Origin of the sequence: Methanothrix sp. (assembly GCA_029907715.1) — an archaeon.
Taxonomy (GTDB): domain Archaea; phylum Halobacteriota; class Methanosarcinia; order Methanotrichales; family Methanotrichaceae; genus Methanothrix_B.
In genome coordinates, this window is sequence record JARYLI010000002.1 from 217,640 (window position 1) to 239,762 (window position 22,123).

The 22,123-nt window shown below is 55.3% G+C and carries 23 protein-coding genes and 1 tRNA gene; 15 read left to right on the top strand and 9 right to left on the bottom strand.

Annotated features, from left to right (window positions below; translation table 11 throughout):
- The first annotated feature begins 21 nt into the window (after positions 1 to 21).
- Positions 22 to 2,043, top strand: a complete 2,022-nt coding sequence (locus QHG98_02750) for an adenosylcobalamin-dependent ribonucleoside-diphosphate reductase (protein MDH7596648.1) — start codon at positions 22 to 24, stop codon at positions 2,041 to 2,043.
- A 118-nt stretch (positions 2,044 to 2,161) separates the two neighbouring features.
- Here QHG98_02750 and polX read toward each other — a convergent pair whose 3' ends face one another.
- The 5 genes from polX to QHG98_02775 form a co-directional block, all read right to left on the bottom strand.
- Positions 2,162 to 3,880, bottom strand: coding sequence for a DNA polymerase/3'-5' exonuclease PolX (polX, locus tag QHG98_02755; protein MDH7596649.1), 1,719 nt, complete (start codon positions 3,878 to 3,880; stop codon positions 2,162 to 2,164).
- A 176-nt stretch (positions 3,881 to 4,056) separates the two neighbouring features.
- Complete coding sequence (locus tag QHG98_02760; protein ID MDH7596650.1) at positions 4,057 to 4,518, bottom strand: hypothetical protein; 462 nt, start codon at positions 4,516 to 4,518, stop codon at positions 4,057 to 4,059.
- 21 nt (positions 4,519 to 4,539) lie between these two features.
- Complete coding sequence (locus tag QHG98_02765; GenBank protein ID MDH7596651.1) at positions 4,540 to 4,959, bottom strand: hypothetical protein; 420 nt, start codon at positions 4,957 to 4,959, stop codon at positions 4,540 to 4,542.
- A 782-nt stretch (positions 4,960 to 5,741) separates the two neighbouring features.
- A tRNA-Thr gene (locus QHG98_02770) sits at positions 5,742 to 5,836 on the bottom strand.
- A 399-nt stretch (positions 5,837 to 6,235) separates the two neighbouring features.
- Positions 6,236 to 6,466, bottom strand: a complete 231-nt coding sequence (locus tag QHG98_02775) for a PC4/YdbC family ssDNA-binding protein (protein ID MDH7596652.1) — start codon at positions 6,464 to 6,466, stop codon at positions 6,236 to 6,238.
- 51 nt (positions 6,467 to 6,517) lie between these two features.
- Between QHG98_02775 and QHG98_02780 the strand changes: the two genes are divergently transcribed.
- The 8 genes from QHG98_02780 to QHG98_02815 all read left to right on the top strand — a co-directional run bounded on the left by QHG98_02780 (position 6,518) and on the right by QHG98_02815 (position 10,828).
- Complete coding sequence (locus QHG98_02780) at positions 6,518 to 7,321, top strand: hypothetical protein (protein MDH7596653.1); 804 nt, start codon at positions 6,518 to 6,520, stop codon at positions 7,319 to 7,321.
- Between the two features lie 70 nt (positions 7,322 to 7,391).
- A complete protein-coding gene (locus QHG98_02785; GenBank protein ID MDH7596654.1) occupies positions 7,392 to 8,621 on the top strand; it encodes a translation initiation factor IF-2 subunit gamma in 1,230 nt (409 codons plus the stop codon).
- A 13-nt stretch (positions 8,622 to 8,634) separates the two neighbouring features.
- Entirely contained in the window at positions 8,635 to 9,018 is a 384-nt protein-coding gene (locus QHG98_02790) for a DNA-binding protein (protein MDH7596655.1), read from the top strand.
- A complete protein-coding gene (locus QHG98_02795; protein MDH7596656.1) occupies positions 9,018 to 9,632 on the top strand; it encodes a DNA-directed RNA polymerase in 615 nt (204 codons plus the stop codon). Before QHG98_02790 ends, QHG98_02795 begins: the two co-directional genes overlap by 1 nt.
- Positions 9,629 to 9,814 carry a transcription elongation factor subunit Spt4 gene (spt4, locus tag QHG98_02800; protein ID MDH7596657.1) on the top strand — a complete coding sequence of 62 codons (186 nt, stop codon included), beginning with the start codon at positions 9,629 to 9,631 and terminating at the stop codon, positions 9,812 to 9,814. The genes QHG98_02795 and spt4 overlap by 4 nt, the downstream gene beginning before the upstream one ends.
- A 1-nt stretch (position 9,815) precedes the next feature.
- The gene (locus QHG98_02805) at positions 9,816 to 10,352 is read left to right on the top strand and encodes a GTP-dependent dephospho-CoA kinase family protein (protein ID MDH7596658.1); all 537 of its coding nucleotides are present in this window, start codon (positions 9,816 to 9,818) and stop codon (positions 10,350 to 10,352) included.
- Between the two features lie 26 nt (positions 10,353 to 10,378).
- Entirely contained in the window at positions 10,379 to 10,678 is a 300-nt protein-coding gene (locus QHG98_02810) for a 30S ribosomal protein S24e (GenBank protein MDH7596659.1), read from the top strand.
- A complete protein-coding gene (locus QHG98_02815; GenBank protein ID MDH7596660.1) occupies positions 10,679 to 10,828 on the top strand; it encodes a 30S ribosomal protein S27ae in 150 nt (49 codons plus the stop codon).
- 803 nt (positions 10,829 to 11,631) lie between these two features.
- Here the strand turns inward: QHG98_02815 and QHG98_02820 are convergent.
- Positions 11,632 to 14,124: a S8 family serine peptidase gene (locus tag QHG98_02820; GenBank protein ID MDH7596661.1), complete on the bottom strand. Its 2,493-nt coding sequence runs from the start codon at positions 14,122 to 14,124 to the stop codon at positions 11,632 to 11,634.
- A 4-nt stretch (positions 14,125 to 14,128) separates the two neighbouring features.
- On the bottom strand, positions 14,129 to 14,941 hold the full coding sequence (locus QHG98_02825) for a S8 family serine peptidase (protein ID MDH7596662.1): 813 nt from the start codon (positions 14,939 to 14,941) through the stop codon (positions 14,129 to 14,131).
- A 109-nt stretch (positions 14,942 to 15,050) separates the two neighbouring features.
- Here QHG98_02825 and artA point away from each other — a divergent pair, with 109 nt between their 5' ends.
- From artA to QHG98_02855, 6 genes are all read left to right on the top strand, one after another.
- Positions 15,051 to 15,812: an archaeosortase A gene (gene artA, locus QHG98_02830; protein ID MDH7596663.1), complete on the top strand. Its 762-nt coding sequence runs from the start codon at positions 15,051 to 15,053 to the stop codon at positions 15,810 to 15,812.
- Positions 15,809 to 16,396, top strand: coding sequence for a phosphatidylserine decarboxylase (locus QHG98_02835; protein ID MDH7596664.1), 588 nt, complete (start codon positions 15,809 to 15,811; stop codon positions 16,394 to 16,396). The genes artA and QHG98_02835 overlap by 4 nt, the downstream gene beginning before the upstream one ends.
- The gene (gene pssA, locus QHG98_02840; GenBank protein ID MDH7596665.1) at positions 16,393 to 17,034 is read left to right on the top strand and encodes a CDP-diacylglycerol--serine O-phosphatidyltransferase; all 642 of its coding nucleotides are present in this window, start codon (positions 16,393 to 16,395) and stop codon (positions 17,032 to 17,034) included. The genes QHG98_02835 and pssA overlap by 4 nt, the downstream gene beginning before the upstream one ends.
- Positions 17,013 to 17,339 (top strand): dihydroneopterin aldolase family protein, encoded by a 327-nt coding sequence (locus QHG98_02845; protein ID MDH7596666.1) that lies wholly within the window; start codon positions 17,013 to 17,015, stop codon positions 17,337 to 17,339. The genes pssA and QHG98_02845 overlap by 22 nt, the downstream gene beginning before the upstream one ends.
- 237 nt (positions 17,340 to 17,576) lie before the next feature.
- Positions 17,577 to 18,692 carry a fructose-1,6-bisphosphate aldolase/phosphatase gene (fbp, locus tag QHG98_02850; GenBank protein ID MDH7596667.1) on the top strand — a complete coding sequence of 372 codons (1,116 nt, stop codon included), beginning with the start codon at positions 17,577 to 17,579 and terminating at the stop codon, positions 18,690 to 18,692.
- 51 nt (positions 18,693 to 18,743) lie between these two features.
- Complete coding sequence (locus QHG98_02855) at positions 18,744 to 19,358, top strand: hypothetical protein (protein ID MDH7596668.1); 615 nt, start codon at positions 18,744 to 18,746, stop codon at positions 19,356 to 19,358.
- A gap of 110 nt (positions 19,359 to 19,468) precedes the next feature.
- Here the strand turns inward: QHG98_02855 and QHG98_02860 are convergent, their stop codons facing one another.
- Together QHG98_02860 and QHG98_02865 are read right to left on the bottom strand one after the other, a co-directional pair.
- A complete protein-coding gene (locus tag QHG98_02860) occupies positions 19,469 to 21,376 on the bottom strand; it encodes a SpoIIE family protein phosphatase (protein ID MDH7596669.1) in 1,908 nt (635 codons plus the stop codon).
- Positions 21,377 to 21,740: 364 nt separating this feature from the next.
- On the bottom strand, positions 21,741 to 22,121 hold the full coding sequence (locus QHG98_02865) for a hypothetical protein (GenBank protein MDH7596670.1): 381 nt from the start codon (positions 22,119 to 22,121) through the stop codon (positions 21,741 to 21,743).
- Positions 22,122 to 22,123 lie beyond the last annotated feature (2 nt).

The window sequence follows — 22,123 nt, forward strand, 5'->3', positions numbered from 1 at the left end:
GGGAGCGAGCTGGTCGAGAAGATAAGAAAGAGGGATGGGAGAACAGTCGATTTCGATCCCTCCAGGATATCCAGGGCGATATCCAAGGCATTCGATGCGCTGGGCATCGTGGACGAAAGAACACCTGTGGAGCTCGCCGGAAGGGTTGTGAGCATAGTGGATGAACGCTTCAGGGATAAAATACCGTCCGTGGAGGATGTCCAGGACATCGTCGAGGAGGTTCTGATCGATGCGGGATACGCCCAGGTCGCCAAGGCGTACATACTCTACAGGCAGAAACGATCAGATATAAGAGAGGCGAAGCACTATCTGGGCGTTTCAGATGATCTCAAGCTGAGCGTCAACGCGGTCGAGGTTCTGAAGAAGAGGTATCTCAGAAGGGATGAGCTTGGGAATGTCATCGAGACCCCTGGGGAGATGTTCGAGCGGGTCGCATCCGCGGTATCCGCTGTGGAGAGGCGCTACGGTGGAGATGCTGATGATGCCAAAAAGAAGTTCCTCTCGATGATGAGATCTCTCAGCTTCCTCCCGAACTCCCCGACGCTGATGAATGCGGGCCTTCCCCTCGGCCAGCTCTCGGCGTGCTTTGTGGTTCCTGTGGAGGACTCAATCTCGGGGATATTCGACGCCCTGAAGTACATGGCTCTGATACATCAGAGTGGGGGCGGGACGGGCTTCAGCTTCTCCAGGCTCCGCCCGAAGGGGGATGTTGTGAGAAGCACCGGAGGTGTTGCGAGCGGCCCCGTGTCATTCATGCGCATATTCGATGCAGCCACAGAGGTCATAAAACAGGGCGGGAGGAGAAGGGGCGCGAACATGGGTGTTTTGAGGGTGGATCATCCGGATGTGACTGAGTTCATCGCATGCAAGGATCGCGGCGGCATGGAGAACTTCAACATCTCAGTGGCGATAACGGATGATTTCATGCGCAGGTGTGAGAGCGACGGATCGATTGAGCTGATAAACCCCAGGACTGGAGAAGCCACCGGTGAGATGAACGCCAGGGATCTGATGGTCATGATGGCGACGTACGCATGGCGCCGTGGAGATCCTGGGGTGATATTCATAGACAGGATAAATGCGCTGCACCCTCTCCCCGGGGTCATAGAGGCGACGAATCCCTGTGGAGAGCAGCCGCTCCTGCCATTCGAGTCGTGCAACCTGGGTTCTGTGAACCTGAGCAGGATGGTGGAGAGAGGGGAGATCTGCTGGGATAGACTTGAGGAGACCGTCAGGCTTGGTGTCAGATTTCTTGACGATGTCATAGACGCGAACAGGTTCCCTCTGAAGCAGATAGAGGAGGCAACCCTGCGCACGAGAAAGATCGGCCTCGGGGTCATGGGTTTCGCCGAGATGTTGATTCAGCTAGGTGTATCGTACGCATCCCAGGACGCCCTCAGGATCGCAGAGGAGCTGATGGCGTTTGTCACAAGAACAGCGCGCGAAGAGTCATGCGCCCTGGGACATGAGAGGGGTTCGTTCCCGCTCTTCGAGGAGTCCTCTCTGAAGGACTGGGATGCGATGAGGAACGCAACCGTGACCACAATCGCCCCCACAGGCACGATAAGCATCATCGCCGGCACCTCCTCTGGCATAGAGCCGCTCTTTGCTGTATCTTTTGTCAGGCATGTCCTCGAGGGGGCGAGGCTTATAGAGAGCTCGCCGCTCTTCGAGAGGATGGCAGCCGAGAGGGGCATAATGACCCCGGCACTGAGAGCAGAGGTCGCGCGCAGGGGATCGATACAGGAGATTCCGGGGATCCCGGATGATATGAAGGAGCTGTTCCTCACAGCACTGGACATAAATCCGGAGCAGCACGTCAGGATCCAGGCTGCGTTTCAGAAGCACACAGACAATGCGGTCTCGAAGACCGTGAACCTCCCGGAAAAAGCGTCTGTGAGCGATGTCATCAGGGTCTACAGTCTCGCGTACAGGCTGGGCTGCAAGGGGATTACCGTATACAGATACGGCTCAAGAGAGCAGGTCCTCTACCTTGGCGAGCCAGACGCCCTCGCGAACGGCTGCAGGTTCTGCGGTGGATGATTGCATAGCTCCCGGCCGGCAACTGGAATCAAGTCTCAGAAAGCTTGAGCCGTTTGCCGGATCAGGCGGACCATGGGCATGCTGTAAAAGGTATGAGTAGCACATGGGTTTATCAGCATCAACGAATCCCTAGATGTCTCATGAGCTCCTCTGTGCTCAGTGTGTTTATCACATCAGATGGCTCCAGCCATCCCCTGCGTGCGACCGTGACCCCGTAGCGCATGAATTCGAGCTGCTCAGGCGAATGCGCGTCTGTGCTGATCGCCATTTTCACCCCGAGTTCTTTCGCGCGCCTCGCCCATTCATCACTGAGATCTAACCTCTCAGGATAGGCGTTTATCTCCATGATCGTGCCGGTCTTGGCAGCCGTCTCCAGTATGAGCTCCATGTCGACCTGGTACGGCTCCCTCCTCCCTATGATCCGCCCTGTTGGATGCGCTATTATGTCGACATGCTCGTTCTCCATCGCGGCCACGAGCCTGCTGTTGATCTCGCGCTCCCTCTGGCTCTGCGCCATGTGGATCGCAGCCACCACCACATCACATCTCTCCAGGATATCATCTGTGTAGTCCAGGCTCCCGTCCGCCCTTATGTCCACCTCTGTGCCGGCGAGTATCCTGAACCCATCGAGCCTCTCGTTCATCCTGGATATCGCATCCACTTTCTCCAGCAGTCTTTCATCGGACAGCCCCCCCGCTATCCCGACGCTCGGCGAGTGGTCTGTGATTGCCACGTACTCATACCCCAGCGATCTCGCATGAGCGACCAGATCCTCAATGGATCCGATACCATCAGACCATGTGCTGTGCACATGGAGATCGCCCTTCATGCTCGAGAGTTCCACAAGATCGGGAAGATGACTGGCCAGCGCTGCCTCGATCTCGCCGCGATCCTCCCTCAGCTCAGGGGGTATGTACTGCATGCCAAGCGCCTTGTACACATCCTCCTCGCGATCAAAGAAGAGCTCCTCGCCTGTATCCAGCCTTTTGAGGGAGTACTCCGAGAGGGAGTAGCCGCGCTGCAGTGCTATGCTGCGCAACTTAACGTTGTGCTCCTTAGAGCCTGTGAAGTACTGGAGCAGTGTTCCGTATGATCTCGGCTCAACGATCCTGAGATCGACCTGAACAGTCCCCTCGACGATGATGCTTGCCTTCGTCGGCCCCTGGCCGAGGATCTCGTCGACCATCGGCATGCGAACGAACGCGGCTATGGATTCTGAGGGCCGGGAGGATGTCGCCAGGATGTCTATATCCCCAACGGTCTCCTTCCCCCTCCGGAAGCTACCGGCGACGGTGATGTTGCTCAGCCCCTCAATACCCTCCAGGTGTCTCATGATTCTCTCCACAATGCGTGCAGCTGCGCTGAGCGGTATGCGTGTGGAGCGCCTCCTGTACCGCTCTATCGCCTTCAGTATGTTTGCCTCCTTCGTCGGTCCCATGCCGGGAAGCCTTCGGATTCTGTGCTGCCGCGCAGCAGCCTCGAGCTCGTCGATTGTTGAGATGTTGAGCTTCTCGTGGAGGAGCGCAACCGTCTTGGGTCCCACGCCCTGCAGCTGGAGCAGCTCCTTCATTCCCTGCGGGATGGTGGAGACAAGCTCATCATACGCTTTTATGTGGCCTGTCGTTAGGTACTCTGAGATCTTCTCTGCTATCGCCTTCCCAACTCCGGGTATCCTGTCGAGCTCTCCGCGCCTCCATACCTCCTCGATGTCCTCTTTAAGAGACTCAATGGCCCTCGCTGCTTTGCTGTACGCTATGACCTTGAAGCGGTTCTCTCCCCTGATCTCCAGCAGCTCCCCCATCTCATAGAGTATGGCCGCGATCTCCTTGTTTCTCACGTGATTAAATTGTGCAAGCTGGTATAACAAACTTGGCCATGTGTGCGGCCGCATGAGAGATCTGTGATTATACAGATCCACGCTGAGTTACAACTCCATAACAGTGCAGGTTCTCATTGAGATGCTCTTTGACCCTCGAATTGCCTGGAATCTCAGGAGCACAGCTTCAAAACAGATCATCTCAGCTTGTCAAGCGCTGAGCATGATGGATATCCGCCCTGCAACTGTACTGGCGTTATCATCACGTTGGACGTCGCGACAGCGCTCCCGCCCCTGCCCATGTTGATCGCTATGACTGTGATCTTGTCAAGAGAGATGTCCATGTAGTTTATCCTGGGCGCGCTCTCAGCGATCTCGCCGTCGTATGAGAGATCCCTCTCCATATTCGAGTTCAGAGCAACGAGATCTCCTGTGCTGGAAGGCGCGAGCCTGGCGAAAGACGCACTTGGTATCTCAGGGATATCTGTCTGCATTAAACTCAGGTTGCTGGATTTGCGGAGAAAATCCTGATGGAACGCCCGTACATCCTCTATGGAGAGACCCTGCACGCTCTCCTGGGCAGATGCATTTGCAAGAAAAATCAGTGCAACACCCGTCAGCAAAATCATAATGCTGACGGGCGATTGCATCTCGTTCATCTCCTCCTGCTACTCCCCTGCTCACTTCTGCTGTGTTGTTATTGTGACTGTGTTAGTGGCTCTGCTGCCGGCACCAGCGCCAAGGGCTATCTGCTGTGGAAGTCCGATCCTCTCGAGGTTGACGGTTGTTGGTGCGGTATTTCCAAGATTACAGCAGGCGTTTGCATCCTGGTTCTTGGTCACCGTCTTTGAGTTCGCTGCAACCGCGCCGAATGCCGCAACAGCCACATCCGGGCCTGCTGCGGAGTAGATGTCATCGTAGTTGTAGTTCTGTCCTGGAATGACCGGGAAAGCAAAGCCAGCGCCGCCCGCGGAGTAGACTCCATTGGCAGCTATGAACGCTGTCTGAGATGTGCCCATCCCAGCCATCGGGGCAAAGTCCTGGGCCATGGCAGTGGTCAACAGCGCCAGTGTCACAGCCAGCAATATCGCTCCTTTCATGTTTTTTTCACCACCCATACATCCTTTAGATGTAAGAGTTAATCTACTTGGAATTATTTATATTTTTTGGTAACTTTCTTAAGTCACGGTTATATATTCTAACAAAGATATCAAATGAATCTAACCGCATGCCGGTAATTAAATCTGATGGATAATAAATGCACTGGTCGTATGACAGTGCAGAGTCTCCCAAAAATGATCCAGGTCTCGACACCAGACATCGTATACTATCATAATATAATATTCAAAACTGAATAGCAAAGCTAACTCTGTTTGTTGAGAGAAACCCTTCGCGCAGCTAAAAGCCGCAAACCTGTGGAGGTAATGCTGTCAGTTACCCTTCAGTGCTACCCATCCATCGTTGCACTTTGTGCTCATGGGGTATAAACTTTCCGAAAATGATGATGAACACCGCAGGTGGTCTACCTTTGTTGAGTTGATCCGATGGGGTTGGCTCCCTGAATGTGTTTATTTTGAAAGATATCGACATCGAAATCGATATCCAGTGGTCTGTTAGTTTTTTGACGTCTCATTGTTTGGTTGATGGCTATGAATCGCCTGCAGTTATTTCTTTTGCGCTTATCCACACATCACAGGTAGATTACCACACCGTAAGAGCACAGAGAATCCGCACGCTCTTATCCATATGATAACTTACCCATAGAAGTGCTGGTTCTGCTATGCATCCCTGGTGAATGAATAAGTGCGTTCAGCAATCACATTGTACGACCCACAAGTTGCCAAGCACATAAGAGCGAATACGCATGCTGTCTGTTTAGTAAAGCCGCCGATGGGATTCGAACCCATGAACTGCTGATATCCCGGAGCCTGAGGCTCATACGAATCAGCCGCTCTAACCGGGCTAAGCCACGGCGGCACAGGATGGTGTTGAGGAAGATCCTGATTTAAGCGTTGCGATCGTGAGAATGACTGCTTACATCACAATGTGCTTCCCGGACCACATACTCATCCGGATGCCAGTGTATTTCAGATGCATGCGGCCTGTTGGGGTCATGTGGCGTGTCAGCCGTCAGACAGCTCGTTCAGTAATTCGAGCCAGTGACCATGGCCCGGCTTATAGTATTCCGCATAAGTTACTATAATATAGAATATCACATAAAATCGTCTATGAAGTATGACATATCCAGTAGCTTTTAAATGGGTTTACATGGAGTGACGCAAAGAACTATAATCTCTGCAGACCACGCCGCAGACCGGGAGCTCTGCCAATTCAGGCGGTTGTCATTCATCTGGGACATACGAAGCGAGGATGGATTCAGGCCCTCCCCTCATCTCCAGTCTCGACCCTGTCCAGTATCGCCTTGAACTCTGGCCACAGCTCTATTGGTATGCGCACGCCGTTCTTCGACCATCCAGTATATCTCTCAGAGGTAAGGTACTCTCTGATATCCACACCCACAGATCCCCTGAACTCCGTCTTCCTGATCACAACCTCTGTGCTCTCATTCTTCCTGATCCTCCCGATCTCCTCCTCCACCACATTCACCTCCCAGACCCAGATCTCCGCTCCTGCTAAATACTTTGTGCGCCTAACAGAATGAGAAACCTGCGGGATGTGAGCATGGACAGAGCACTCTTCGAGATGGAGTACATAAAGTGGATACGGTCTGTTGCAGGGAAGGTCGGCAGCAGGATGGCATGCCTGTCAAAGCCTGAGCGGGATCGTCTTTTGAGCGAGTACAGGAGGCTTGAGGATCCTCTGGAGGTATTTCGCGAACTTTCCAGCATCGATCGTGTGAGGGGCCTGCAATGTGAGGATATGGAGAGGCACATATTTCTTGAGACGGATACGATCAACTTCTTCCCATCGCTTGGTGAAAGGAGCAACGCGCTCGACTTCTCGATCTCGATGAGCAGGCGCATGTACTACAGGGGTCTGTGGTTCTCGATGATATCTCTCAACAGGAGCTATGCAGAGAGGGCAACGGAGAAGATGCTTCTCTTCACACTGGAGCACGAGCTCGAGGTGGCAAGGATATTCGAGGATATAACAAGGGATTCAGGCTCGGAGATCAGGACGTACGATTCAGAGCGTATGGGAAGACTGAACATAACCCCCGAAGATCTGAGGGAGGACGAGAGGCTTTTTCTGGAGCTGATCGAGACGCAGCCCCTCCTGCCCAGACCGTACTCGGAGATGGCTCTTCTTCTCTACCTTGAGGAGAACTTCTCGCTCCTTAGGGGCTTCGGTACGCCAAGCACGACTGCAGATGAGGAGGCGTTCGGCGCAGGCCTCTACGAGGAGTTCATCGGCTGGAAGGGTTTCACACAGGACAGCTACAGGATATTCGTCTCTGAGATAAGGAGCAAGATAAGAGACGCGTATGCAGGCTATGCCTGAGACCTGTTCGTGAAGTATTTATATAGTGTATGCTGTAGGGTGCATCATCGATACTCGAGGAGATCCAAAATTGCCAAAACCGGAAGTTAACATAGGCATGGTCGGCCATGTGGACCATGGGAAGACCACACTGGTCAGGGCACTGTCCGGCGTATGGACCGATCAGCACAGCGAGGAGATAAAGAGAGGCATATCGATAAGGCTTGGCTATGCCGATGCTACCTTCAGAAAGTGTCCTAACTGCCCGGCACCCGACTGCTACACGGTGGACGAGGTGTGCAAGCACTGTGGATCCCCTACCACAGTTCTGAGAACAGTCTCCTTTGTGGACTCCCCAGGGCACGAGACTCTCATGGCCACAATGCTCTGCGGGGCTGCGATAATGGATGGGGCTGTCCTGGTGATAGCCGCCAACGAGCCATGCCCCCAGCCCCAGACGAAAGAGCATCTCATGGCCCTGAACATAACAGGGATCGACAGGATAGTCATAGTGCAGAACAAGATAGATCTCATCTCGAAGGAGGAGGTGCTAGAGCACTACAGGCAGATAAAGGCATTTGTAAAGGGCACTGTTGCTGAGAACGCCCCTGTGGTGCCGATATCGGCTCAGCAGAACATAAACATAGATATGGTGATCCAGGCGATAGAGGAGGTCATCCCCACCCCGTCCAGGGACACCAAGAAGCCGCCGTTGCTCAAGATAGCGAGATCGTTCGATGTCAATCGCCCTGGTACATCGGTCGAGAGCCTGGTTGGCGGAGTGGTCGGCGGCTCCCTGAGCCAGGGCGTGCTTCGGAAGGGCGACAAGCTGGAAATAGTCCCTGGCAGGCTCGTTGAGGCAGAGGGCAAGAAGCAGTGGGTTCCGATACAGACCAAGGTGACGAACCTGAGGGCGGGCGGTGAGGACGTCGCAGAGGTCACCCCGGGAGGTCTGATCGGCGTCGGAACAAATCTCGACCCCTCGATAACGAAGAGCGATAATCTGGTTGGGCAGGTCGCAGGCGCTCCTGGGAAGCTTCCCCCAGTGTGGCAGAGCTTCGTCATGGACATGAAGCTCCTGGAGAGGGTGGTTGGATCCACTGAGGAGGCCGCTGTTGAGCCGATACACACAAGCGAGCCGCTGATGCTCAACGTGGGCACAGCTACGACTGTGGGGGTTGTCACGAGCGCGAGGGAGAGCGGCCAGGTCCAGGTGCAGCTCAAGAGGCCGGTCTGCGCGGAGGTGGGGGACAGGGTCGCGGTCAGCAGGCGCATCGGGGCCAGATGGCGTCTGATCGGTGTTGGAACCATAGTCTCCTAGAGGTAGAGGGTGCTTGAAGGTCCTCCTGGATACAAACGCGCTGATGATGCCGGAGCAGTTCGGAGTCGATATATTCTCTGAGCTCGAGAGGCTGGGGTACTTCGAGTACCTTGTACCGACAGCTGTGATCAGGGAGCTCAGGGCAATCTCAAGGCTTGGAGACAGGGGAAAAGACAGACGCGCTGCAAGCGTCGCGCTCGGCCTCCTGTCCAGATGCAGAATTCTCGATGCAGATGGTGATGCAGATGACGTCCTGGAGAAGCTCGCATCCGAGACAGGAGCTGCCGTTCTCACGGGAGATAAGGAGCTCAGGAAAAGGTTATCTAAGAGAGGCATCACGGTTATCTACCTGCGCCAGAGCCAGTACCTCGAGATCGATGCGCAGGGGAGGTTCTGATGTACAGAAGGATGAAGCTTGAGGGTGTGGTGAGGATACCCCCTGAGGATATGGGCAAACCCTTGAACGACGCGGTGGAGATGGCCCTCCGGACCAAGTACGAGGCAAGGGTCGACAGGACGCTGGGCGCCATTGTGGCCATCCTCGGCGTTGACAGCATAGGAGAGGGTCGCATAATAGCTGGCGACGGCGCTGTGTATTACGATGCCGTGTTCGATGCGATAGTCTTCAAGCCCGAGATGCAGGAGGTCGTGGAGGGGGAGGTCGTAGAGATAGTCAAGTTCGGCGCGTTCGTGAGCATAGGGCCGTTCGACGGTCTGCTCCACGTGAGCCAGATAACAGATGAGTACATGGCATACGATGAGAAGAACGCGAGGCTTGTGAGCAAGGACACAAACAAGTTCCTGGCCGAGGGAGACAGGGTTCGCGCGAGGATAATTGCTGTGAGTCTGAACGAGAAAGATCCCAGGGGAAGCAAGATCGGGCTCACAATGCGCCAGACAGGCCTGGGGAAGATCGAGTGGCTCGAGGCCCTGCGGCGCGGGGAGACCCAGGAGGCAAAGGAGCCTGTGAAGAAGACCGAGAGCGCTGAGCAGAAGGCGGAGGCTGAATGACCGAGCAGGCATGTCGTGAGTGCCACAGGATCGTTGAGGGGCTGGTGTGCCCAATCTGCGGATCGTCCTCGCTGAGCAAGGACTGGGCCGGATATGTGGTGGTCATAGATCCGAAGGGCTCTGAGGTTGCTGCAAAGCTGGGCATAACGCTGCCCGGAAGATATGCTCTGAAGGTGCGATAGCTTGAGAGTTCTTTTACTTCCTGAGGAGATGCGCGATGAGCTGAAGGAGCCGCTTGGCATCCTCTACCGATGTCACGGGGTCGAGTGCGTCGAGAGGATGGCAGAGCATCTGAGAGGTGCGAAGAGGCTTATCGCGGTTGGGGATATAACCACATTCTACATCCTCAAGGCATCCTTAATGCCGGACCTGATGATAGTCGATCACAAGACCAAGAGGTCTCCTGTCGAGGACAGCATCAAGCGGAGGCATCTCGAGGGAAGCTACAGGGTTGTGACGGTCGAGAATCCGCCCGGGACCCTCACGGATGAGCTTCTGGGCGCGGTCCGCGAATCTCTGAACGGATGCACACCCACAGAGATCATAGTCGATGGCGAGGAGGACCTGGCGGCCCTGCCCGCGATACTCTACGCGCCAGTTGGATCTGCTGTCGTCTACGGCCAGCCGTCTGTTGGAAGTGTTCTTGTCATGGTCACACCTGAGAAGAAGAGTGAGATCGAAGGCATTCTTAAAAGAATGATAGTTAAAGAAAAGGTTTAAGAGATGTGGAGGAAGGTGATCCGATTATGGATATAGAGATCTTGAGCGAGCGCGAGAATCCGCTGCTGAAGAGGCGGGAGATCGTGCTGAGGGTTGTTCACAGTGAGGGTTCGACACCAACAAGGAAGAGCGTCCTGGAGAGGCTTGCAGCCATCAAGGACTCAAAGCCCGGACTGGTCGTTATAAGAAAGATGAACAGCCTCTTTGGGAAGAGGGAGAGCATAGCCCATGCGAGGATATACGAGAGCGAGGAGCGCATGAGGCAGGTGGAGAACCCGCATATAGTCAAGAGAAACGTCCTCTCAGAGCAGAAGGAGGCCAGCTAGATGGCTGTGCACAGGTACTATCAGCTCAGCGGGGAGACGATAAAGGCGCGAAAGCCCATCTGTCCGAGGTGCGGGAACGGCGTCTTTCTCGCCGAGCACAAGGACAGGATGAGCTGTGGCAGGTGCGGCTACACAGAGTTCAAGAAGTGAGGGCTCATCCCGGTGATTCGGCAGATCGATAATCTCACAGGAAGATGTAAAGTCGGTTGACGTTGGTTTGGTCTGCCAGAGCTCGCCTATCCGGCTGATTCAACCACTGAGTTAAAGTGAACGCTCTTATCCATCTGATAGCTTGCCCGAAGAAGCACCAGTGACGCTGTGCGCTCGTGGCGAGCGAATGAGTGCATTCAGCAACCGGCCTGCATATCCTTCAAGTTGCTGAATACATAAGAGCGAAAGTGAAAATTGAAGTCCTGTAGTGCGATCGTGTTCGGGTTGGGAGCGATGCAAAGGCGGAGCGCATGAGGACGCTCCCATGTTCTGATCAATCTTCTCCGTTGGCCCACTTGTGCCCGGATGAATGGTGTGGTCGTCGAACTTGCTTTGTAGTCCTTTGCATCACTTCATGTACATCCATTTAAAATCTAGTAAATATGTCGCACTTCATAGATTATTTTATGTAACACGTAATTATATCAACTTATGCGGAATACTATGGTCGCTCTTGTTTGTTTGGCAACTTGGAGGCTGTTCAGTGAGTGCTGTAATCACTCAATCATCTGCCATGAACGCATAGAAGGACCGTTGCCTCTTCGGGCAGTTCATCAGATGGATAAGAGCGCTTAGATCTGGCAAACAGCATCGGAGCTTACAGCTGAGTATTCCTATTAACCCCCTTTTCACGATTTGCCCATGTCGCTAAGTAATTGTATAGATGATTTTTTATATCAAAAACTGGTTCTTAGGAATTCTCAGCCATATCGCATGGCATCGCAGGCCCGGATGCTGTGGTGTCAGATCGAGACCATCGCTCTCTCGCTCGTGAAATCTGCTGGGTCCATCGGGCTGCTCGACCAGGCCACATCGATGCTGTCCAGGACCTCATCACCTGAGATCAGTTTGAGGTCTGTCAGATGGAGGCGCGAACGCTCTCCGAGCATCACGAACTTCGTCGGGTTGAACCTGAGGGCGACGGTGCTGTTTCCCTTTCTCAGCGAAGCTGTGTTCGCGATCTCCCCTATCACATCGCCATCATCGTTCCTGAGTCTGGCTGTGATCGTGTAGGTTCCGGGGACGTTGACCGTCACGCCGACCCCTATAACGATGCTGCTTATCCTGCCCCCAGCCCTCTCGCTCATATCCGTAAAGCTCCTGCTGAAGTATGCCTGCGGCGGCTGGAAGTCGGAGGGGCTTCTGTCGATGATTCTCGTCTGGTTGTACTCCTCTAAAACATCGCCATCCTCGCCGTAGAGGATGATATCTCTGAGGGAGAGAGGGCCGCATCCACCGCTCTTCCAGATCTCTCTGCCATCGGCCCTGAGCTCGATATTGCCGGTGCCGCTGATAGCTGCGGAGCCTCTCATCCATTTTATCAGCCTGCCAGAACAGTCGAAGATCCCGCCCTCGGCTCTGTAAACACCCGGAACAGGAGCATTCACCGCGACCATTATGGAGAGCGCATCTGCAGAACCATCATGATCTCTGTCCTCAAAACTGATGTCATCCACACCCTTCACAGAGGCGCCTGCGACTGTGACAGTGACAGGTATCTCGAGTGAGCTGTTGTCCCCTCGAATCTCCAGGTACCCACGGACCTCTTTCCCGGGCGCCCCCTCAGGCACCCGGAGTGTGAGGCTGACGTTTGCAGCAGTGCCAGGCTGGATCTCCTCTGGACCAGAAACATCGAGCCATCCCCAGGGCTCTCTTGTGTGGAGCGTTGTTACAAGCTCGAAGTTCTGTTTATCAGAAAAGACATCATAGCCTATGACAACGACAGTCCAGCTTCCGGGAGGGGGGTCGTAGACCTGGATCTCCTCGGTGCTCTCATAGCCCTCAGATCTGGCCGCAAGCCTCCCGTTCGGCGAGTAAAGCCTGAGATCGAGATCGCTCTTCGGGTTGTCCCAGAGGAGCCTGAGCGAGAGCCGCCTCACATCCTCAGGAACATCGAACTTCGCTGTCCAGGAGAGCCTCTCGCTCACATAGCCATCTATGCTGAATGATGTGCTGTTCTCCACGATTCCGCTGTAGCTGATGTTCCTGAGTGGGAGTCCATAATTACGGAGCTGTATGCTCACAGAGGCCACCCCGCCGGGCATCAGAACGCCGGCATTCCATGCGCCCGGCTCGCTCTTCACAAAAGATCTCTCGACCCTGAGCAGGAATCTCTCGGAGCTGCTCGCATTCCTCTGATGCACCGCAAGAATCCATCTGCCCGAGGCGGGGTTGTTGAGAACAGTCTCCTCCATGCCATTCGAGGAATCCTCATGATAGTACTCGCTCGTAGGCGCAAGAAGGAACAAATCCATGTCTGAGCTTCCGGACCAGCTCAGCCTGCTCCTGATCTGCTGTGTTCCCAGAGGCACATCCAGATAGTAGTAGCGCCAGGATCCGGGAGATATCTCATCAGCTAAAGATGCGCTTCCCATCACACTGATCAGGGGTGAAGCGACCTCAACGCGCACAGGCACCGAGATTATGGGTGTGCCCTTCTCGCAGATCTCGATCGATCCGGTGTAGACCCCAGGTGAGGTCCCGTTTGGCACTGCTATGCTCGCGCCGAAGACTGCATGGCTGTTTTCCGGCATGGATTCCGGCAGATCCATGACTGTTATCCAGCCTGCAACGTCTCCAGTCACATCAATGCTCAGGTTCTCTCGCTCTCTGTCGGTGAAGAACACGAATCTGGTGGTCCAGTCCTCGTCACCTGGCGCGAGCGCGTATATCTTCTTCTGTGGCCTGTCAGCGCCTGAGTCGAGACCTGCAGAGACCGCCTTCCCGCCGCTCATGAACGCCCATCTGCCCACCATCCAGCGGTCAGGCATAACACCACACAGATCATCGCTCAGGAGCCTGTACGAATTGTAGGCGTTCACAAGCCCTGCTCCCTGATAGTAAGGCTCGTACTCCTCTCCGAGCGTGTTGTTCAGACTGACCGCGCCCTTCAAAAGCGCGGCCTTAACACCTGCAGGGCTCAGCGAGGGGTCCTTCTGGAGGAGAAGCGCAGCGACGCCTGCAACAGCAGGTGTTGAGAGCGAGGTTCCAGACGATTTTGCGTAGTATGTATCCACATATTTGAGATCCTTGAGCCCCAGAGGAGCTGATGCTATGACGTTGACCCCGGGGGCGACGACGTCCGGCTTCGTTCTGCCATCCCTTGTCGGCCCGGATCCGCTGAAGTCCGCCACATGCCCTCTGCAATCTGTGGCTCCCACAGTTATGACCTTCACGCCATCTCCTGGAGAATCAATGCATCCGCTGAGGGCGAGCAGCATACCTGCGAGAACCATCAATTTAACCGTTGTTTCCGGCTGCAACACAGACCACCGCTCCGGCATCCATCGCTTTATCCGCGGCCATCGTGACCGGAGGATTCGTCTCGCCCAGGTTCAGCCCTGCCAGGCTCAGGCTCAGAACTTTGGCGCCGTTGTCCAGAGACCACTCGATCCCCGCGATTATATCTGAGACCTTTCCGTTGCCATCGCTCCCTATGACCCTGACGTTCAGAAGCTGCGCTCCTGGTGCGATTCCCCTGTATCTCCCGCCTGACGCCCTTCCGGAGCCAGCGATGATGCCAGCGCAGAGCGTTCCGTGCCCGACGAGATCCTCTGTCGTGTCCTCACCCTCCACGAAGTTCTTCTCGCCGACGACCTTTCCGATGAGATCTGGATGGTTCTTATCGATCCCTGAGTCTATGATGGCCACGATCACTCCAGAGCCATTTATTCCCTCAGCCCACACCCTCTCAGCATCGACCATCTCTGACGGACAGACGGAATCTACGCCCTCTGGGGGCACAGGGGCAGTGACGCTCACATCCCCGTCCAGGTATATCCCCTCCACGTCATCATCCTCAGCGAGCCTTTTTATCTCATCCCTGCTGCAGACCGCAGAGATCCCGTTTATGAGATGGTACCTGTACCGAACATCTATATCCTGCAGATCGGGAGAGCGTCCATCTCTGAAAATGACTATCACCGGTACCGGCCCGTCGCTGCTCATCATCCTCTTAACCGCAGGATCGATCTTCACGCTCTCGGTATGCGCAAATTGCATGGAGAGCAGAAGGGCTGCAGCAAGAACGAACACAAGAGGCTCACGTCTCATAACTCCTCCGGTTGCGGGACAGCGTGGATCCTCCATCTACGGATCCATTCCCGCTCTCCAGCTCTCTGAGAGATAATGCTAAATAAACCTGCCCTTCAAGATCATAACAATGACAGGCGGCATTCTCTGGCTCAGCTTGATACTGCTTCTCATCTCATCTGTTACCAGACGTTCCGGGATCTCCAGCGCCGGGTGGGTGCTTCTCGGGGCATACTGGCTCATGGAGGCGTGGCACTACGCCTCGATTAAGGATTACTTCAACGTGATGGTGGTCGTTGGAGCTGCTGCGATCTCGTTCTCCTTTGGCTGGAGGATCCTCTCCATGGGAATGTCGGAGACAGCTGAATGGATCAGCATGGCAGCCGCCATCTGTGGCATCCTGTACTTCCCATTCGCAGAGGTCCAGAGCCTGTCGGAGATCCTGATAAGATGGACGACGCTTCTTACCTTCTGGCTGCTTGCCGGACTGAACGTCCCAGTCTCAATGGAGAGCTGGAATATGCTGGCGCTCAACGGCCGATCGGTGGAGATCGTGCTCGCGTGCACCGCCATAGAGAGCATCGCGCTGTTTGCAGGCGTGATACTCTCGGTCAGAGCCCCCAGGACAAGAAGGCTTGGAGCTCTAATGCTCTCCACGGCGACGATATACATTCTCAATATCGGCAGGAACGCCTTCGTGCTCCTCGCCTACGGAGAGGAGTGGTTCGGGCAGGACAGCTTCTATCTGGCGCACAACGTGATCGCCAAGGTGGGATCCACACTGGTGCTGCTCCTCATAGCGTACATGGTCTTTGCGATTCTCCCCGAGCTGCTCATGCTGATCGATGATCTCTTCGCCGAGCTCAGGGCATCAAGGAGGCCTGAGGTTTGAGCTTCAGGCTCGCCCCGGGATCGCTGCCATGGGTTGCGATTCCGTTTGCGGCATCCATTCTGGTTTATCCCCTGAGCATCGCGCTTTCACTGATCTTTCTGCTCGTGACAGCTTTCATGATCCACTTCCACCGTGATCCAGAGAGGTTTCCTGAGGGTGAGGGTATGCTATCGCCGGCGGATGGGAGGATAGTCGAGGCAGATGAGCGACATATCTACATATTCATGGGGCCTATGGATGTCCACGTTAACAGATCCCCTCTGGATGGGGTTGTGAGAAGCGTTGAATTTAGAGAAGGAGATCACTCGCCGGCGTTCCGCAACCCGCTCAGGAACGCGCACAGCATCATTGAGATCGAGGGTGAGACGGGGCGCTTCACGCTGAAGCAGATATCCGGAATGGCTGCGAGAAGGGTGGTCTGCTGGGTCTCGCCCGGTGAGAGGCTGAAGCGCGGCCAGAGGATTGGCATGATAAGATTTGGCTCCGGAGTGATAGTCACAGCCCCGCCAGGATACAGGATCACCGTACACAAGGGATCGCACGTACGAGCAGGCCAGACGGTGATCGCGGAGCTGAGGGAATGAGGCTCAGAGCGCAGGATCTTCTCTCCATCATGAACGCGATATCAGGTTACAGCGCCATGGTTTTAGCGCATCTCGAGCTCTGGAACCTATCTGTGCTCATGCTGATGGCAGCGGCGCTCTTCGATGGAGCCGATGGCATTGTTGCAAGGAGGTCCGAGCAGAGCGAGCTGGGCCCTCATCTGGATTCGCTTGCCGATCTGGTATCGTTTGGGGTTGCACCAGCTGCTATGGCGTTCTTCATCCACAGCGAGCCGTACCTTCTGGTACTCTGCACGCTCTACATGCTCTGCGGAATGCTCAGGCTTGCCAGGTACAACATCTCTCCAGCGGAATGGACGCACTTCGAGGGTCTCCCCATAACAGCCTCAGGTCTGATCCTTGGCGTCAGCCTACTTCTGGATTCGTCCATCTTCACATCCGGACTGATGATCCTTCTCTCGGCTCTCATGGTGAGCACACTGCCATATCCGAAGCTGAGGGACCCGAGGGTGGTTCCTGTATGTCTGATGGCTGGGGCAGCTGCGCTTTTCGCGCTTCATCTTTCGGGCGTGAAGGCCTCAGCGATCGTCATCCTGATCTCGATGGCGTTTTATCTGATGATGCCGGTGGTGAGAATTTGTACACCTCGAGGGAGATAGCAGCATTCGAGGCAGGGATAAAGCTGGGTGCTCTGTACCACCAGTTCGTCGGCACGCCCGTAAGCGAGGAGACCGCGGACTCGCTGGAGCGAGCGATCGAGCGATCAATATCCCTGCAGCCGTATGTGGAATCCGTGAGCGTGCGGATAGACAGAGGCATGCTCAGGGGGAACGTCTTCGGCTACTCAGAGCTCTCCGGGAAGATGATCAGGGCAGAGGTCGAGGTTGCATATGAGGGTGCACATGTGAGGGCGGTTCTTGAGTACGACCGGGAAAAAGATTACCCGATGATGCATCTGGAGTAACTGATGCGTTTGTGACCGCTCAAATTGCAGAACCTAATGTGGTGCAGGGGTATCGGAAACCTGCTTCAGGCCGGAGCAGCTGATTGTGATCTCGTGATGCGGGGGTGCACAGCTGGGGGGGTACTCTCAGAGGTAGTATCCTTCGGTATGCCCTCTTCAGCACGGCACGCTGATGTCGAGAGGCCCGTATGGATTACTTTTTTATGTCTCCCTCCCTCTGTAGCATTGGTGCTGATCATGAGCAAGGTAACTGTGAGCCTTATAAAGGCTGATGTGGGCGGATGGCCCGGGCATGCCTCCGTGCATCCAGCGCTGATCGAGAGGGCTGAGGAGGTTTTATCAGAGGCCAAATCCGCAGGCACGCTCATAGACTTCAAGGTCATGGCATGTGGAGACGATCTCGAGCTTCTGATGACACACAGGCTCGGGACCGATGAGGCGGAGATCCATGCGATCGCCTGGGAGACTTTCGAGAAGGCGACAGCAGAGGCGAAGAGCCTGAAGCTCTACGGCGCTGGGCAGGACCTGCTCTGCGATGCGTTCTCCGGCAACGTCCGCGGGATGGGGCCCGGTGTTGCTGAGATGCAGTTCACGGAGCGCGGCGCGGAACCTCTGGTCGCGTTCATGATGGACAAGACCGAGCCCGGAGCGTTCAACCTTCCCATCTTCAGGATGTTTGCGGACCCCTTCAACACGGCAGGTCTTGTCATAGATCCAACGCTCCACCACGGCTTCATCTTCGAGATATGGGATATAATAGATCACAAGAAGGTGTTCATGTCCAGCCCCGAGGAGATGTACGACATCCTGGCGCTCATCGGGGCGAAGAGCCGGTATGTCATAAAGAGGGTATACCCCAAGCCCGGGGGCAAGCTCCCATCTGAGGAGCCCGTCGCGGTGGTGAGCACCGAGAAGCTGTACCAGACCGCGGGAACATACGTCGGAAAGGACGACCCGGTCGCGCTCGTTAGGGCACAGTCCGGGCTTCCTGCACTCGGAGAAGTTCTGGAGCCGTTTGCCCTGGGCCATCTCGTCTCGGGATGGATGCGCGGCTCCCACAACGGCCCGCTGATGCCCTGCGCCTTCGAAGATGCTCATCCAACAAGATTCGACGGCCCGCCGCGGGTGATCGCAGCTGGATTCCAGCTCTGCAACGGGCTTCTCATAGGGCCTGTGGATCTCTTCGCGGATGTCGCCTTTGATCTCACCAGGATGAGAGTGCTGGAGATCACCGACTATATGAGGGCGCACGGGCCGTTTGAGCCTCACAGGCTGCCGCTTGAGGAGATGGAGTACACGACGCTCCCCCACGTGATGAAGAGGCTCGCGGAGAGGTTCGAGCCTGCGGAGTGATGTCGATCACAGTTGGCATCTCTCCCAGTGCATTTTCTTCAGGAGATGTAAATGAAAAAGAGTTTGAAGGAATGTTTCGATGAGATGGGGCCTGAGCAGAGGCTTGAGTATGTAATAAGCAATCTGCGAAGCCTTCCGGATGAGCTTGTTGATCCTGCGATAGATCTCCTGCTGAGGGCAAATGAGATTGAATATGCTGTGGTGCTGTGCAGGGAGCACGGCATGATCCAGAGGGCGGTTGATATTCTGGTGGATGCTGGAGACTACCTCTGGGCAGCCCAGATCACGAAGAGCGCAGGATTCCCCGAGGAGGCGGATCGGCTGCTGCGCAGCGGCCTTGAGTACTACATATCTATGGAGATGTACGGAAGGGCGATAAGCGCAGCCACTGCCCTGAAACTGCCTCCGGATCAGATAGACGCCCTCTACAGGGAGGGCATCGCATTCGAGAGCAAGAGCCTGGATCTGGGCAGGGCACATGCAGCTCTGGAGAGCCTGATGTCTGCGGTTGCGATGCTGGAGATGGACGAGGGGATGAAGAGGGATCTCATGGATGCTATACAGGATGAGCTTGACAGGGAGCGCAGCTCAGCCACCCCCCCTCCCGCGACCAGATCCAGGACTCAGAGAAAAGAGGACGATATCGATGGTGGCCGGTTCTGCTGACGGTCTACGCAGCGGTTAGCGACATGCACACCCCCACTGGAGTTCTGTATGCCCGGCCAGAGCGGTGGCGGTCCCGGCTCGCAGATCTGAAATCCCAGACGATCCACATTTCAGGTTGATTTTACAACAATGACCGTCAGGCCGTACCTCTTCGGGACCGCACGCTCTATACTGTCTGCTATCTCTGATGCGCTATTCGCTCTGGAGCTGCGGACCACTCCTATGAGATGCTCCAGGCCGAAGCCCTGCGCCTCGATCATGCCCTCCGAGTATATCACCAGAACATCCCCATCTGAGATGGATCGCCGCTCATACCCGATATCGAGATCATCCCTGATCGCCATGGATATCCCATCGCCACAGAGCGTATCCACAGATCCGTCCTGTCCCACCAGAAACGGCGGGGCATGTCCTGCATTCGAGTAAACCATCTCTTTCGAGTTTTGGTCGAGAACTGCGTAGAAGCAGGAGATCGGGGCGGATGAGCTCTTTGCCAGGATGCCATTCGCACGCTTTATCGCATCATCCGGATGCGGAGACGAGAGCGCTCTGATAACCGCCCTGGCGGTGGCAGCGAGGACAGCAGAGTCCAGCAAATCTCCACCCGCCCTGCCCATGCACAGAGCGACCTTCCCATGCTGGATCTCCAGGATGTCGTGGAATGTGCCACCTATCGATATCTGGCGAACGCAGATATCATATCCCTCGATCAGGGGCAGAGATTCTGCGGAGAGGAAGCGATCGAATGTTTTCAGCACAGAACTCTCCTTATCCTGAGATCCCCTTTCATACCCCTCGGCCCTGGTCCTGTCGACGATAGCCCTGAGAGATTTGCGCATGGATTCCACAGATTCCGCGATACCCTCAAGATCGCAGTCTGCAGGCAGGCGCTTGTCCAAGTCGCCCTCACCGATGCGCCTCAGAGTCTCGGATATGCACCCCACAGATCTTCTGAACTGCCTGCGGAGAGTTATTCCTATCAATCCGAATACCGCGCCGGAGATGAGCATAAGGAGCAGACCTCTGGAGAGTATCGTAGCTGCGCAGCTGCGCATGAGTTCCGCAGATCTCTGGCTGATGGAGTTCAAGCTGCTCTCCATGAGGCTGAGAGGCACCATCATCTTCTCGGAGGGGTATGCAACAACAACAGTCCAGCCGACGCTCTTCACGGGCGAATAAACCACAAACCAGCCCCGGCCATCTATCGTGAGAAAATCGGATCCGCTCTTGCCCTTCGAGATGCGATCGCCGAGCTCTGCGAATGCAGAGATGTTGGATCCGTAGAGGTTCCCGGAGAGGAGAAGATTGTCCCAGGGAGAGTCCCCCCTCCTCACCTTCGGCATCATCACAAGATCGCCGGTTCTGTTCACTATGAATGGATAACCGCTGCCTCTCAGCCCTGAGAGATCTGCATAGATATCTGACAGAGATACCTCTGATGCAGCAACGCAGTAGAGCGTGATGTTACGGTAAGCAGGCGCTGCGCATATCAGGTGCATATCATCTCCAGGGATCCACACTGTTCCTCCGGCAGCCTGTGCTGCGGTGTACCATCTCAATGAACTGATCTCAGATGCATTCCTTGCAGTCCTCCTGATACCGTCCGCCTCAGGCCATGTGGCGAGCCTCCCATCAGCGGTAGCCAGGTATATGTGCTCTATCGCGCTGTTTCTCTTTATCGCTCTTCTCAGGGTCAGTGACAGGGAGCTGTTCGGATCTGCCACTCGATCGATGTCCGAGATTCCGGATGCGAGATAGTCTGCCACGAACTGGTTGCTCTCTGCGATCCTTCTGAAGAACTCCTCGTACTGCAGCGCCTTGGAGGTGACAATGATCTCCTGATCTGTTGCTCCTGAGGAGTAGTTTATCGCGGTGCTGTTGATATCGCCGAGCTGCGCCTGGATCGATCCCGATATCCGGCTGACCTCCGTGCTGAAAAGCAGCCCCATAATCGCTGCAGGTACCACTGCTGCAATCACCACGAGAGCGATCAGAGTCGAAGATACAGGCGGTCTCATCATACTTCACGGTTCATTTTTGCTGCACAGCCTGGCGCGCTTACAATCTCTGTAAATCCTTTCCTATAAACCACTTTTCAGGCCAGATGGTGGAGTGGCAGTGCGCTGAATTGTTTGAGTCTCATTCAGCTGATGGCAGGCGCTCATCCATTGACCGCGGCTGTTCTTCCATTCCCGAAGAGCGAATCTGGCTGGCATGCGCTTTCAGACACAAAAGAGCGAACAACTGAGAGCGAGTGGGCTCATCAACAACTTCATCGATGTCCAAAAGCCCGGCCTGGATCTCTGATGATTCGCGGATGTGCACTCCCGTGAGTGATGCGGGCGCATCTGGTGGCGCGTCTATCCAGAAGAGCTTTTCTCCTCACACCCCTCCCCTGATCCGGATGCATTGCCAGGCATGCGACCTGCGCTGCATGTCTCTCCGGCATTCAGGGCAGAGATCGAGCCAGTTCTTGTGCATCTCAGGGAAACAGGATGCCACATGATCGATCTCCCGCTCCGTGGCGAAGGGCTCTCCACAGACGCTGCACCGTCTCATCCTGAAGGTGAGCGTGATGATCTCAGCTGCGATGCCCGCTGATATCGCAGCTGCCGGGCATGCCTCGATCAGCCTCTCTGTCAGGGTGTCGTCATGTGAACGAAACGTTATGCTCCGAATTCCTGCATTCTCTGATATGGATATGCTTTCTGATATCGCCGAGCACGCACGGCAGCCGATGCATCTCCTCTCATCTACCTTCATGT

Bases quoted from the DNA above. Each gene is read 5' to 3' on its own strand.
- QHG98_02760 (MDH7596650.1), bottom strand. From the start codon at position 4,518: ATGAACGAGATGCAATCGCCCGTCAGCATTATGATTTTGCTGACGGGT.
- QHG98_02765 (MDH7596651.1), bottom strand. From the start codon at position 4,959: ATGAAAGGAGCGATATTGCTGGCTGTGACACTGGCGCTGTTGACCACT.
- QHG98_02780 (MDH7596653.1), top strand. From the start codon at position 6,518: ATGAGAAACCTGCGGGATGTGAGCATGGACAGAGCACTCTTCGAGATG.
- QHG98_02795 (MDH7596656.1), top strand. From the start codon at position 9,018: ATGTACAGAAGGATGAAGCTTGAGGGTGTGGTGAGGATACCCCCTGAG.
- spt4 (MDH7596657.1), top strand. From the start codon at position 9,629: ATGACCGAGCAGGCATGTCGTGAGTGCCACAGGATCGTTGAGGGGCTG.
- QHG98_02810 (MDH7596659.1), top strand. From the start codon at position 10,379: ATGGATATAGAGATCTTGAGCGAGCGCGAGAATCCGCTGCTGAAGAGG.
- QHG98_02815 (MDH7596660.1), top strand. From the start codon at position 10,679: ATGGCTGTGCACAGGTACTATCAGCTCAGCGGGGAGACGATAAAGGCG.
- QHG98_02820 (MDH7596661.1), bottom strand. From the start codon at position 14,124: ATGGTTCTCGCAGGTATGCTGCTCGCCCTCAGCGGATGCATTGATTCT.
- QHG98_02825 (MDH7596662.1), bottom strand. From the start codon at position 14,941: ATGAGACGTGAGCCTCTTGTGTTCGTTCTTGCTGCAGCCCTTCTGCTC.
- artA (MDH7596663.1), top strand. From the start codon at position 15,051: ATGACAGGCGGCATTCTCTGGCTCAGCTTGATACTGCTTCTCATCTCA.
- pssA (MDH7596665.1), top strand. From the start codon at position 16,393: ATGAGGCTCAGAGCGCAGGATCTTCTCTCCATCATGAACGCGATATCA.
- fbp (MDH7596667.1), top strand. From the start codon at position 17,577: ATGAGCAAGGTAACTGTGAGCCTTATAAAGGCTGATGTGGGCGGATGG.
- QHG98_02855 (MDH7596668.1), top strand. From the start codon at position 18,744: ATGAAAAAGAGTTTGAAGGAATGTTTCGATGAGATGGGGCCTGAGCAG.
- QHG98_02860 (MDH7596669.1), bottom strand. From the start codon at position 21,376: ATGAGACCGCCTGTATCTTCGACTCTGATCGCTCTCGTGGTGATTGCA.
- QHG98_02865 (MDH7596670.1), bottom strand. From the start codon at position 22,121: ATGAAGGTAGATGAGAGGAGATGCATCGGCTGCCGTGCGTGCTCGGCG.